The sequence below is a fragment of the Fibrisoma montanum genome, from assembly GCF_003583365.1.
GTDB classification, from domain to species: domain Bacteria; phylum Bacteroidota; class Bacteroidia; order Cytophagales; family Spirosomataceae; genus Fibrisoma; species Fibrisoma montanum.
In genome coordinates this window covers 1,303,218-1,315,458 of the sequence record NZ_QXED01000001.1, presented here as the reverse complement: position 1 = coordinate 1,315,458, position 12,241 = coordinate 1,303,218, and the positions used below count along the sequence as shown (strand labels likewise).

Here is a 12,241-nt window from a genome sequence, read left to right as displayed (position 1 = left end):
CCCTTTGTTGAGCACTGTACAAAAGTAGAGGGGATCAGTCAAGGCTTATCCATAAATTAGATAAACCCACGAAATCAAGTGCTGAATGGTCTTACCGATAGGATAAAACCGATAAGAAAGGGGTAGGCTTTATCGTTTTAATTAATAATTAGTTCATACTCCATGCGGAAACTACTCGTTGCACTCATTTTGCTGACCAGCCCCACCTACGCTCAGTCGTTGTTGTGGGAGGTATCAGGTAATGGCCTGAAACAGCCATCGTATTTATTCGGTACGTATCACATTCTGAAAGACAGTTATCTGAACCAGAAACCGACGGTTCGGGATGTGTACGCCAAATCGCAGGGGGTAGTGGTTGAAACCACCATCGATTCGTCGGCGATGTTCAGTATGGCCATGCGGGCAATCATGCCCGGCAAGAGTCTGGATCGGATGCTGTCGGCAGCTGACTATAAGCTGGTAGCTGATGAGTTTAAGCGGGTAACAGGCGCTGACCTGGCATTATTTAACATGATGAAGCCGGTGATGACGTCGACTATGCTGAGCATGGGCTACGCTGAAAAGGAGTCGGATACATTACGCCGGTTCACGGGTCAGCCCCTCGACCTGTATTTTGCGTCGGAGGGTAAAAAGCTGGGTAAGACGGTCACGGCGCTCGAAACGATGGACCAGCAGATGGCGATGCTGCTCGACCATGATCCGGTGGAGAAACAGGCCGCCGACCTCGTAAAGATGGTGAAGGAAAAAGATTCGATGCGGGGCGACAGCAAGCAGCTCACCGACCTGTATCTGAAAGGCGACCTGAACGCGATGTGGAAGCTGGGCCAGGATTACGAAAAAAAACACGGTGATCTGTCGTATCTGGTAAAAGAGCGCAATGAAAACTGGATGAAGAAGCTTCCGGCGCTGATGGCCCTGCGCCCAACATTCGTGGCCGTCGGAGCGCTGCACCTGCCCGGTCCGGATGGCCTGATTGCGTTGCTGAAAAAGGAAGGCTATACCGTGAAGGCGCTGTAGCCTTTTAGCGTATGGTGAGTGTATAGCCCAGAAAGGGGAGGGCAGAAGAGAACTTTACCATTGCTCCCCGGGGGTAGTGGATGGTACCCAAGCCAAACTTAACGGCGCTCCGGTTCAGTTGCCAGGCGGCCCCGGCCGAAAGAAGCGCTAATTCGGAGTATTCGTCAAGAGCCACCGTTCTTGAGGTTACGTAGCTATTCTGCGTGATAAAAGAAAATTCTTTCCAGAACCGCTTCTGGTAGCTTACGGTCGTAACAACGTTTACCCGCTCAGGAAGATTAACGGCCGGAGCGAAAAAGCTGTCCACCACATAATTGCCTCGGGTGGTTCCTATACTGAACGTCAGGTTATTGTTAAGATCACCGCCCGTTACAAGCAACTGCGGAACAACAAAATAATCGGACCGTAGTACCCGATAACCAATTCTAACGTAGGCTAAACTGATCCCCAGAAATAGCTTTGGCGTTACGGGTAGAACATATTTGGCGCTGACGAACGAAGGTGGGCTATTCGTAGGTAAGAACGAGAATCCACCGCTAAACGTCAGTCTGTCCGTTACGTTGTAGCTAACCGAGTTGATGAAAAACAGCGTATTGTTGTAAAGAAGCGTTCCTTTGGGCTGTATCAATGCGCTTTGTTGCACGAAATAGTTGTGGTAGCTCTGGCGCTCAACCGTATCAGATTGGGCAAACGAAAAATGAGAGTTGCTAAAAAAAATAGCCAAAACAAACAGTGTAACAAGCTTCATAACGCTACAAATAAGATCAACAAAGCTCCATACTTTGCTAAGAAAGCACAAGCGTTTGAGGTCTTATTTGTCCTGGCGTTTGATCACATTGATCAGCTTTTTGGCTTCTTCTTCATCCTTCTCGGGGAACGACACCGGGAGCGACTCCAGAATCTCGGTCATGATATGCGCAATGATTAGCTGCTGATTCATCCGGTCGTCGCTCGGAATTACGTACCAGGGGTTCTGTTTGGTAGCCGTAGCGTTGATGGCGTCTTCATACGCCTGCATGTAGTCGCCCCAGAATTTGCGCTCTTCCAGGTCACTTTTGCTCAGCTTCCACTGCTTTTTGGGATGTTCCAGCCGGCTGATGAGCCGTTGCCCCTGTTCCTGTTTGGCGACGTGGAGGTAAAACTTGATGACCCGGAAACCGTTGCGGTGCAGGTACTCTTCAAAATTCCGGATATCGGTGTACCGCTCTTTCCAAAGTTTAGGTAAATCGGCCAGCAGATCTTTCGGGATTGAACTTTCCTCCAAACGGTCGGGGTGTACCTTCAGGGCCAGCACTTCTTCGTAGTACGTCCGGTTGAAGATGCCGATATAGCCGCGTTCGGGTAGTTCTTTCCAGAATCGCCACAGAAAATCGTGCGCCAGGTCTTCTTTACTGGGTTTCTTGAACTCGCCTACGCGGAACCGCGATGGATTTAACCCTTTGAATACGTGCCGGATACTACTGTCTTTTCCGCCGGCATCCATAGCCTGAAACAGCACAACCAGCCCGTACTCTTCGTCGGCGTGCATGGCGTTCTGAGCCTGATCCATGCGTTCGGAGAGGTCATCGAGCTGGCGGCCCCGATCGGCCTCGTCCGTGTAGAACGGATCCGTATTCGTTGGAGAATCTTTTGAAAACTTCCGCCGACCGTCATACCGGAACTCGGCGCTGTTTATTTTTTTCATAACGTGGGGTGTTGAATCGATTCTGCCTGACCGATGGCTATTGTGCCCGAATAACCTCAATCAGTCTCTGTAGTTCATTAAACCGTTCTTTGTCCCGCTTCGGCTTGCTGATGGGTAACTTTTTAAGTTCGTCAATCAGTATACGACCCACGAGCAGGCGCATGTTCTTTTTGTCGTCGGCCGGAATCACGTACCAGGGGGCATGGTCGGTGGCCGTTTCATTGATGGCATCTTCGTAGGCCTGCTGGTAGTCGTGCCAGAAATTGCGTTCCGTTACGTCGCCTTCGTCGAATTTCCAGTTTTTGTCAATGTCCTCAATCCGGGCAATGAGCCGGTCGGCCTGCTCGTCTTTCGATACGTGCAGAAAGAACTTGACCGTTGGGAAGCCATTCTGGTACAGGTATTTTTCCATGTTCCGGATGGCTTCATACCGCTGTTTCCAGACTTTATCCATATCCTTCGTAACGGCTTCGGGTAACCGTTGGGTTTGGGTTACGATATTGGGGTGTACTTTCGTAACCAGCACTTCCTCGTAGTATGACCGGTTGAAGATACCGATGGTACCGCGCTCCGGCAGTTCCCGCCAGCAACGCCACAGAAAGTCATGTTCGAGTTCCTGTTCGGTAGGGCGCTTGAACGAATGAACCCGCAGCCCCAGCGGGTTTGTGCCCGTAAAGACGTGCTGAATGGTACCGTCTTTTCCGGCCGCGTCCAGCGCCTGGAAGATCGTCAGCAGGCCGTAGCGGTTATCGACGTACAACTGGGTTTGTAACGTATCGATCTCTTCAACCTGTTGCCGAAGTAATTTTTCGTAATCATCACTATTCTGGTACAGGTCATCTACTTTGGTAGGCGCCTTCCTGATGTCGAATGGCCTGGCGTCTGAGCCGTGGCCATCATAGCGGAAGCGGTTGGTGTCGAGGTCTTTCACTGATAGGGGGTGCGTAAACTTTACGCGAAAGAGTTGCGTTATGCTAGTACCTAACAACTACAATCCAGCCCTCATGGTTGCGCCCCCATTCCTGAAAAAGACGGTAGCCCTGGCTACCGCTTTTCTGTCCGTTGCCGTGATGTCGGCATGTGGGCAGCCCGCCCAATCGGCAAATCAAAAGAAAAAAAGCAGTATGACTACAAATCAATCGACAAACGTAGCGAAGGCTACCTTCGGAACGGGTTGCTTCTGGTGTACGGAAGCCATGTTTGAAACGCTCGACGGCGTGATTTCGGCCGTGTCGGGCTATGAAGGTGGCGCTAAAGCCAACCCAACGTACAAAGAAGTTTGCACCGGTACGACCGGTCATGCCGAGTGTGTAGAGGTGACGTATGATCCCTCAAAGGTGACGTATCAGGAATTACTGGAGGCTTTCTTCCGCAGCCACGACCCGACCTCGCTGAACCGGCAGGGCGCCGATGTGGGTACTCAGTATCGATCGGTGATTTTTTACCACAACGACGAGCAGAAGCAACTAGCCGAAACCGCAAAAACTGAATTGAACAAGTCAGGTGCGTACAACAAGCCAATTGTCACGGAAATCAGTCCGGCCACTACGTTCTATGAAGCTGAAGCCTATCACCAGAACTATTTTGCTCAGAATCCGGATCAGGGCTACTGCGCTTTCGTGATTGCGCCAAAGCTGGACAAGTTCAAAAAAGTTTTCAAGGAAAAGTTAAAAGCGGATGTGGCCGCGAGCCACTAACAACAAAAAGCCCCGGCATCTCTGCCGGGGCTTTTTGTTGTTAGCAATGAAATCGCTGGTTTAACACGGGATCATTGAAAAACGGTTGATGAAGCGTTTTCTACGGCTCATGCCCGTTTTCTACGGAGTTAGCTCCGTTCTTTTGCCACTTACTTCATCAGTGCCTATCTTTTCAACTAACCTCATGGTCACAACTTTATAGTAAGCCCATTACAATGGCATCGGGGCGTATTTTCTTTCTGGTTCTAGTAGCAACGTACCGCCTGTTGATGGGCTGCTCGGTAGTGGCGGCCGATGGTAGTTTGCAGTTTAAGCACCTGACTACGGCCGACGGTCTGCCTAATTCAACGGTACTTTGCTTCACGCAGGATAAATACGGTTTCATCTGGATGGGGACCGAAAACGGACTTTGTCGATATGACGGCCGCTCGGTCAAATCATATTACTATAATCGGGATCAGAAAAATTCAATTCCCCATAACCGGGTAACGGCTTTATACACAGACGCTGATGGGAAGGTCTGGATCGGTACGGCTCACGGATTAGCTCAATTCGATTACGAAGCCCAAAATTTCCGGCGATTTCCTATCCCTGAGCGGACTACTGTCACTTCGGTCAGCAATGCTATAGTCCGTCGGGGAAGGCAAGCAGGTGGTAACATATCAGAAACCATTAATTACATCTGCGAAGCCACACCAGGCTTGCTTTGGCTGGCCACCCTGAATGGTGTCTGGTTCTTCGACAAAAAGAAATTAAGCTACACGGCACCTTTGCGCTACCAAAGTCTCATACAGCACCTTAACAGCCGGTGGGTTAATCAAATAAAAACGGACAAAAAGGGCTTTATCTACCTGGCTACCAGCGACGGTGTGAAAATTGTAAACTCCCAAACGAATACCTGGCGGGAGTATCGCCATATCCTGAACAACCCTCAAACCATAAGTGATGGTATTGTCAGTGCACTAGCGCCCGATGATTCCGGTCGAGTATGGGTAGGCATCTATAGTCGTCGGGGGTTTTTAGAGCGCTTGACCGTACAGACAGGGCAGGTCGAACGAATTACTATAGAGCAGTTTGCCGGTAAACAGCGTACGAATACGACTACATTAATCAATGATCTTGTCGTTGACCAAAAAGGATTCGTTTGGGCTGCCACGAGCCATTTTAGCCTGTTGCAGGTAAATCCGGTGACGCTCCAGGCGACGCAGTATCAGCAGGACCCATTTAGTCCATCCAGTTTGAAAGGCCAGAGCATGGAAACGCTCTTTCTGGATAAAGAAGGACAAATCTGGATTGGTACCGGTCTGGCAGGGGTAAACTGGTTTAAGCCCGCCCGGTCGCTGTTTACTGTTTTTCAGGAATCAATAATGGCTCAAAACAGCCTGCCTAATTCCTGGGCACGGGCTGCGGTTGAAGATAGGGAAGGGAACCTCTGGCTCGCTACCGGCAAAGGCGTGGTTGTGCACAAAACGGGGCAGGGTTTCATTCGACGGTACACAGCAACGGGTCTTTCATTACCCGACTACTCCACCCGATCGCTGGCCAGAGATTCGAGTGGTAATATCTGGGTGGGTACCGCCAGTGGACTGCATCGATTTTCGGCAAAAACATATCAACGGCACACCCTGACCGAGCCTAATTCCAATGGCGGTGCCTTTTACTGGTCATTGCTGGTTACCCCAAAAGGTGAAGTGTGGGCGGGAGCGTCGGGCGGATTGCGCCGGTATAATCCGGCACTTGACCGGCTCGAACTACTGACGAACGATTCGTTATATCATCCATACGCAAACTGGTCAGTGCGCTACGTAGCCCACGCGGCCGATGGCGGCTTATGGATCGGTTTTCTCAGGGACGGCTTGTTGTATTGGCATCCGGAAAAAAAACGAATAAAACATTACAGTCATGTACCTGGTAACTCATCTTCCTTAGTCGACAACTACATAACGGCTATCACAACTGACGCAGCGGGTCTTGTTTGGGTAGCTACGCTTAGCGGATTGTGTGCGTTGGATCTGCGCACGCAGCAATTTCAGTCGTACGACCATTTATTCAAGCCTAATGCGTTCGGGGCTTTGCTGGTAGACGCACGAAACCGACTTTGGCTGGGTACGAATGACGGTCTGTTTTGCCTGGAAAGGGACCGCAGAACGGTTTATCGCTTCGATCAGGTAGATGGGCTGCCAACCAATGAAATCAACGATCAGCGACCATATCAACTTAGCGACGGTCGATTCTGTTATGCCACCTTGCAGGGTTTCGCCCTTTTTCAGCCGGAAGTTTTGCTGGCCACCAGTCGCAGCCCGGCCCCAGTTTGCTACCTAACGAATTTTTCAATTTATAATCACCCCGTCACGCTCCGGCAGAACCTGGAAGCGGTTCAACAACTTTCGCTCAAAGCGGAGGAGAACTTCTTTACACTGGAATGGACTGCTCTGCACTACGAAAATCCTGAAAAATGCCAGTATGCGTACCGGTTGGCGGGGCTTGACCGGGATTGGGTATACACCAAAACCCCAGTAGCGCAGTACACGAACGTACCGGGGGGCGATTATGAATTTGAGTTCAGAGCCAGCTTGATACCTGATCGTTGGGATGGCCCAATCCGGCGAATTCATGTCCACGTGGATACGGTTTTCTACAGAACCTGGTGGTTTATTAGTATGATTTTGTTACTGATTGCAGCCACGGTCACGGCTGTTTATCAGTACCGGATGCGGCAGACGTTTCGGGTAGCGCGGTTACAGATGCGGGCAACGCGCCTGGAAAAAGACAACGCACTGGTGCAGTATCAGAATCTGATCAATCAGCTTAATCCACACTTCTTATTTAATAGCCTGGCCGTACTGGATGGGCTGATCACTAAAGACGCGAAGCTGGCAGCCAAGTACCTCAACCGGATGACTAAAGTGTATCGGTACCTGATCGAAAACGACCAGATAGAAACCGTGCAGCTGGAAAAGGAATTGCGGTTCGTTGCCGACTTTATCAACCTTCTGACCACCCGCTATGGCCGGGGTTTACAAGTAGAAGTAGACGTACCGGAGCGGTTGGGTGGTAGTAAAATTGTGCCGGTCACACTCCAGAACCTGATCGAAAACGCCATCAAGCACAACACAACAGACGACGAGTCGCCTTTGCGCATTCGGATTTATACAGAAAACGATTACCTCATTGTTGAGAACAATTTGCAGAAGCGTTCCGTGGTGAAAAATTCAAATCGTAAAGGCCTTAATGATTTAAAAACACTGTACGGATATCTGACCGACCGTCCGCTCACCCTGTTGGAAACCGACACATCCTTTACCGTGCAAGTACCGCTATTAACCGAGTAAACCTCCCAATATGAAAGCGCTTATCATTGAAGACGAAGCTATTATTGCCGATAAACTTAAGCGGGCATTAGAAGACATTGCCCCGCAAATCGACGTTCAGGCGATTTTGCCGAGCCTGAAGGCCGCCCGTCGTTGGTTTATGCAACATGCTGAACCGGATCTGTTGTTTATGGACATTCAGTTGTCGGATGGCATCAGCTTCGAACTATTTCAATACTTCGACCTACAATGCCCAATTATTTTTACGACGGCTTATGACGAGTATGCCATCAAAGCGTTTAAACATAACGCTATCGATTATTTGTTAAAGCCAGTTGACGAAGAGGAGTTAATTCTGGCCCTGAATAAGCTGAAGAAACGTACTGAAAAAGTCCAGTTTTCTACCGAATTGATTCAGGCCATGCTCCAGCGGTCAGGTGAGTCAGCCAAAAAAGCATACCGGGAAAAACTACTTGTTCATCAACGCAATACCTTAGTGTTAATCGATACTGCGGATATAGCCTTGTTTTACCGGAACGAAATCATTTTCATACTACGTAACGATGGGCAAACCTACGTCGCTGATCAGGCTTCCTTAGACGAAGTAGAGGAGTTAGTAGACCCTAGTCAGTTCTTCCGGGCCAACCGCACCCAGATTATCAACCTCAATTCCATTGATAGCTACCGGCAGGACAGCACGGGAAAAATTCACCTTAAACTGAAAACTACGGCGGCCTCAACGGTGGAAATTAGTCGCGACAAAGCACATTCGTTCCGGCGTTGGCTAAATCGTTAAGTAGTGTTAACATCCGTACTAATCTAAAGCGGCTTACTTGGCCAGCATCATACAAGTAGCATACAGTTCATATACTGCCATCCAGGCCATCTCAATTTCGTTGGTCCACCGGTCGCCAAGGCCCGATTTCAACGTCCAGAGTAAAACTTTGCCCATGGCAAAGTAGTGTTCAGGTTTAACCCCGTACTGCTGATGGCGAGTGCCAAGCTGTTCGATCAGGTTCAGCACCTCCGCCTGTCGGTCCAGCCGGGCCACCATGATATTGAGCATTTCGACCAGTTTCTTATACTGCTGTTCAATCGGGGCTTTGAACAGCGACTGCATTGATGGGTACTCCAAAAATAGCTTTGAATAAAACACTTCGCCCAGCAATGCGGGGTCAACATTCCGGTATGAACTCCAGGAAAGTTTAACGATTCTGATTTGATCAGGTGTCAACATTTAAACTCATCGTAAGGTATGGTACAAAACAAGTACGACCCTTATGCATCATCAACTAAATTTTCGCCAAGCGTAGGGTTTTGCTCCTCACTCGTTGAAATAGGAGGATTAAGCCAAACAATTAACTTTCTCCAAGACGCCGTTTAGGGCTTGCGTTCGGTTTAATCTAAGTGGTGCGTCAAGCTTACCCGGCGACGCTCATTTAGCGAACGGTTCGCCCTTTGTTCACTAACAATTGCACGTTACTTTCCGACGTTTCATGTTCTTTTATTTTAAGAAAAGTGGTCCTGACTCGAAATTCGAGCCATAATTATCAAGGCTACTCATACCATGTCTACGTTTGCGCACCTCCTAACGGTTCAGCTCAATCTAGTGCTTTCTGCTCAATTGATTCGTGTGTTTTACGAGTACGTACCGCTCAACTGGCTAAGCATCGGCAGCATCATCGGAATGATGAGTTTACGTTTCTGGCGTTTCAATGAGAGCGTCGGCCAGGAACGTAAACAGCCCGCAACGAACACCCACTACGACGCGCTGCTTCAGCGTTGTGGCCAGCTCGAAACGCAGCTTGCGGAGTTGGAGGTCCAGAAAACCACCCTCACCGAAGCGCTGGAGTTACGAAGTCGGGAGCTAACCACCCAAACGCTTAATCTGTTGCAAAAGAATGCGTTAATGGAAGAGGTTCGGGAAATGATTAGCGACATCCTGAAGGTCTCTGCTACTGCCGCTCAGCCACAGAAGATAAACTACAATCGCCTGATTAAGCTGATCGATTACAGCTTCAGCCTGGATAAAGAATGGGAAGATTTTCGGGTCTATTTTGAGCAGGTCCACCAAAGCTTCTTTGTTCGGTTAAAAGAAATTTGCCCGGACCTGACCCCTGGTGAACTACGGTTATGTGCTTTGGTGAAGCTGAATCTGAACCTGAAAGAGTCGGCCACCATCCTTAAAATTTCACCCGATAGTGTCAAGACGGCCCGCTACCGATTGCGTAAGAAGCTTAACGTTTCCGAAGAGCAGACCCTGACAGATTATCTGCTAACCCTTTAGTTGGCTCATTTAATACTACGTATGGAACACGATATCAAAGCCATCGCCCACAAGTTTATTCATACCCTGCAAAACAGAACCTCAACGGATGAATTAATTCCCTTTTATCATCCTGACATCGAGCAGATTGAGTTTCCAAACGCGATCACGCGGACCACGGCGATCAGAAACTTAGACGACCTGAAAGCGGCATCCGAGAGAGGCCAGCAAGTTATGCAGAAAGAAGAATACAAAGTGACCAGGTCGTACGTGTTTGACAACACGGTCATTATTGAAGCGATCTGGACCGGTACGTTAGCTATCCCGCTCGGCTCAATTCCGATTGGCGGCCAAATGCAAGCCAACTTTGCTCAGTTCTACGACTTCAAGGATGGCCTGATTATTCGCCAACGGAATTACGACTGCTTCCAGCCTTTCTGAACCAGCCTAAATCTACAAGCAATGATTAGCAAAAGCTTTTGCCGAGGAGTGGATTGCTGCCTGGAATAGTCGGGATCTGAACCGCATACTCAGCCATTACACCGACGACTTCGTCATTGAAACGCCTATGGCTGCTCGTTTGAAACCCGAATCGAACGGTATCATTGAAGGTAAACCTGCGGTCCGTGATTATTGGCAGTTAGGGATTAGTCGTATTCCTGATTTGCACTTCCAGCTCATCGATTTGTTAGTCGGCGTCCAGAGCCTGACTGTTTATTACGTCAACACGGCCACCGGCAAACGATCGGTTGAAAACATGTTTTTCACGGCCGAAGGAAAAGTAAGCCGGGCCTTTGTCAATTATAGCCTCTAACACTGTTCTCTAACCTTATCCCAGTGAAGCAAACAACCATGCGTTCGGTGGTGGTCAAGCCAGATGCGCCAGGCCGAATCCACATTGATACCGCCGTTCCTACGCCAGAACCGTCTTCGTCCGAAGCACTGGTGCGGGTAGCTGCTATCTCCTTAAATCGGGGTGATGTCCGCAGTATTCACCATTCGCAAGCTGGCTTCCGACCCGGCTGGGACTTAGCAGGCATTGTTGAACAGGCTGCAGCCGATTGCTCTGGCCCTAAAATCGGAGAAGGTGTAGTTGGATTTGTGCCGTCGGGCGGCTGGGCAGAGCTGGTTGCGGTACCGAGGAATTCATTGGCCGTATTGCCCGATACGGTTTCTTTCTCGCAGGCGGCCACGTTACCCATAGCAGGATTGTCGGCCCTTTATGCACTTGAACGTAACGGGTCTTTGCTGGGTCAAACCGTATTAATAACAGGCGCAACGGGTGGCGTTGGTCTATTCGCCTGCCAACTGGCCAGATTGGCCGGTGTACGAGTCGTCGCCTTGATTCGTCGCCCTGAACAGGCCGAACTCGTGCGACAGGCCGGAGCGCATGAAGTTGTTGTCAGTGCCGATGGAGCCGAAGCTGCGGGGTACGGTCCGTATCATCTCATTGTCGAATCGGTTGGTGGACAGGTGTTAGGCAACGTAATGGGCATGCTGATCTTTGGCGGTGTGTGCGTTACGCTTGGGGCTTCTGAATCGGCCGAAGCCAGCTTCAACATTCGTCTCTTTTTCATGGCCGGAGGAGCGTTACAAGGCTTCTTCATCTTTAACGAAATCCGACGCCACTCAGCAGCCATGGGACTTTCGCGATTACTACAACTTGTGGCGACGGGTCAATTGCAAACGTCGATCTCGATTGAAACGCCATGGACTAACATTGCGGAAGTTACTCAGCAATTGCTCGACCGGCAATTTTCTGGTAAAGCCGTATTGACCATTAATGGCTAACGGTTATGTTTCTCATTGAGCTCACATACATCCGCGACCTGGCCTACATCGATTCCCTGTTGAGGGCGCATAATGCGTTTTTACAACAGCACTACGACGCCGGACATTTTCTTTTTTCGGGCCGGAAAGTACCACGAGAAGGTGGACTGATCGTGGCCAACTTTTCATCATTGCAAGCCGCGCATGAGGCCATTCAACAGGACCCTTTTTATCAGTACGGCGCTGCTGAATATCGATTCATCGAGTTCGCGCCCACGCGAGTGCACCCGGATGCTCAACAGCAATTTGAGCACGTAGTGAACAACAACTAAACAATAAGTCTGATGAACAAGCCCATGTACCTGTCAACCCTGACACCGCTTCGGGGCATTGCCGCCCTACTGGTGATTATCTTCCATTCAGGCCAGATGCTGGCGCCCTTGGCTGATCCTTCTGTCACACACCTGATTGCCAACGGTTAGTTATGGGTCGACTT

General features: G+C 49.7%; 13 protein-coding genes and 1 pseudogene. 10 read left to right on the top strand and 4 right to left on the bottom strand.

Annotated features, from left to right (window positions below):
* Positions 1-162: 162 nt before the first annotated feature.
* Positions 163-1,017 carry a TraB/GumN family protein gene (locus DYU11_RS05665; protein WP_119666619.1) on the top strand — a complete coding sequence of 285 codons (855 nt, stop codon included), beginning with the start codon at positions 163-165 and terminating at the stop codon, positions 1,015-1,017.
* Between the two features lie 4 nt (positions 1,018-1,021).
* Here DYU11_RS05665 and DYU11_RS05660 read toward each other — a convergent pair whose 3' ends face one another.
* The 3 genes from DYU11_RS05660 to DYU11_RS05650 form a co-directional block, all read right to left on the bottom strand.
* Positions 1,022-1,765: a hypothetical protein gene (locus DYU11_RS05660; protein WP_119666618.1), complete on the bottom strand. Its 744-nt coding sequence runs from the start codon at positions 1,763-1,765 to the stop codon at positions 1,022-1,024.
* Between the two features lie 63 nt (positions 1,766-1,828).
* Positions 1,829-2,701: a PPK2 family polyphosphate kinase gene (locus DYU11_RS05655; protein ID WP_119666617.1), complete on the bottom strand. Its 873-nt coding sequence runs from the start codon at positions 2,699-2,701 to the stop codon at positions 1,829-1,831.
* Between the two features lie 37 nt (positions 2,702-2,738).
* Complete coding sequence (locus DYU11_RS05650; RefSeq protein WP_119666616.1) at positions 2,739-3,632, bottom strand: PPK2 family polyphosphate kinase; 894 nt, start codon at positions 3,630-3,632, stop codon at positions 2,739-2,741.
* A 193-nt stretch (positions 3,633-3,825) separates the two neighbouring features.
* Here DYU11_RS05650 and msrA point away from each other — a divergent pair, with 193 nt between their 5' ends.
* The 3 genes from msrA (at position 3,826) to DYU11_RS05635 (ending at position 8,505) form a co-directional block, all read left to right on the top strand.
* On the top strand, positions 3,826-4,398 hold the full coding sequence (msrA, locus tag DYU11_RS05645) for a peptide-methionine (S)-S-oxide reductase MsrA (protein ID WP_119666726.1): 573 nt from the start codon (positions 3,826-3,828) through the stop codon (positions 4,396-4,398).
* Between the two features lie 215 nt (positions 4,399-4,613).
* Positions 4,614-7,730 (top strand): two-component regulator propeller domain-containing protein, encoded by a 3,117-nt coding sequence (locus DYU11_RS05640; RefSeq protein WP_119666615.1) that lies wholly within the window; start codon positions 4,614-4,616, stop codon positions 7,728-7,730.
* Between the two features lie 10 nt (positions 7,731-7,740).
* Complete coding sequence (locus tag DYU11_RS05635; protein ID WP_119666614.1) at positions 7,741-8,505, top strand: LytR/AlgR family response regulator transcription factor; 765 nt, start codon at positions 7,741-7,743, stop codon at positions 8,503-8,505.
* A 33-nt stretch (positions 8,506-8,538) separates the two neighbouring features.
* Here DYU11_RS05635 and DYU11_RS05630 read toward each other — a convergent pair whose 3' ends face one another.
* A complete protein-coding gene (locus DYU11_RS05630; protein WP_229365704.1) occupies positions 8,539-8,946 on the bottom strand; it encodes a globin domain-containing protein in 408 nt (135 codons plus the stop codon).
* Between the two features lie 330 nt (positions 8,947-9,276).
* On the opposite strand from DYU11_RS05630, the gene DYU11_RS05625 reads away from it, so the two are divergent.
* The 6 genes and pseudogenes from DYU11_RS05625 (at position 9,277) to DYU11_RS33165 (ending at position 12,227) form a co-directional block, all read left to right on the top strand.
* Positions 9,277-9,996, top strand: coding sequence for a helix-turn-helix transcriptional regulator (locus DYU11_RS05625; RefSeq protein WP_119666613.1), 720 nt, complete (start codon positions 9,277-9,279; stop codon positions 9,994-9,996).
* A 21-nt stretch (positions 9,997-10,017) separates the two neighbouring features.
* Complete coding sequence (locus tag DYU11_RS05620) at positions 10,018-10,416, top strand: nuclear transport factor 2 family protein (RefSeq protein ID WP_119666612.1); 399 nt, start codon at positions 10,018-10,020, stop codon at positions 10,414-10,416.
* Positions 10,417-10,462: 46 nt separating this feature from the next.
* A pseudogene (locus DYU11_RS05615) lies at positions 10,463-10,789 on the top strand (nuclear transport factor 2 family protein); the annotation flags it as partial.
* Between the two features lie 23 nt (positions 10,790-10,812).
* The gene (locus DYU11_RS05610) at positions 10,813-11,766 is read left to right on the top strand and encodes a zinc-binding dehydrogenase (protein ID WP_199736671.1); all 954 of its coding nucleotides are present in this window, start codon (positions 10,813-10,815) and stop codon (positions 11,764-11,766) included.
* Positions 11,767-11,771: 5 nt separating this feature from the next.
* Positions 11,772-12,077: a YciI family protein gene (locus DYU11_RS05605; protein ID WP_119666609.1), complete on the top strand. Its 306-nt coding sequence runs from the start codon at positions 11,772-11,774 to the stop codon at positions 12,075-12,077.
* Between the two features lie 12 nt (positions 12,078-12,089).
* Entirely contained in the window at positions 12,090-12,227 is a 138-nt protein-coding gene (locus DYU11_RS33165; protein ID WP_158600216.1) for a hypothetical protein, read from the top strand.
* Positions 12,228-12,241: the final 14 nt, after the last annotated feature.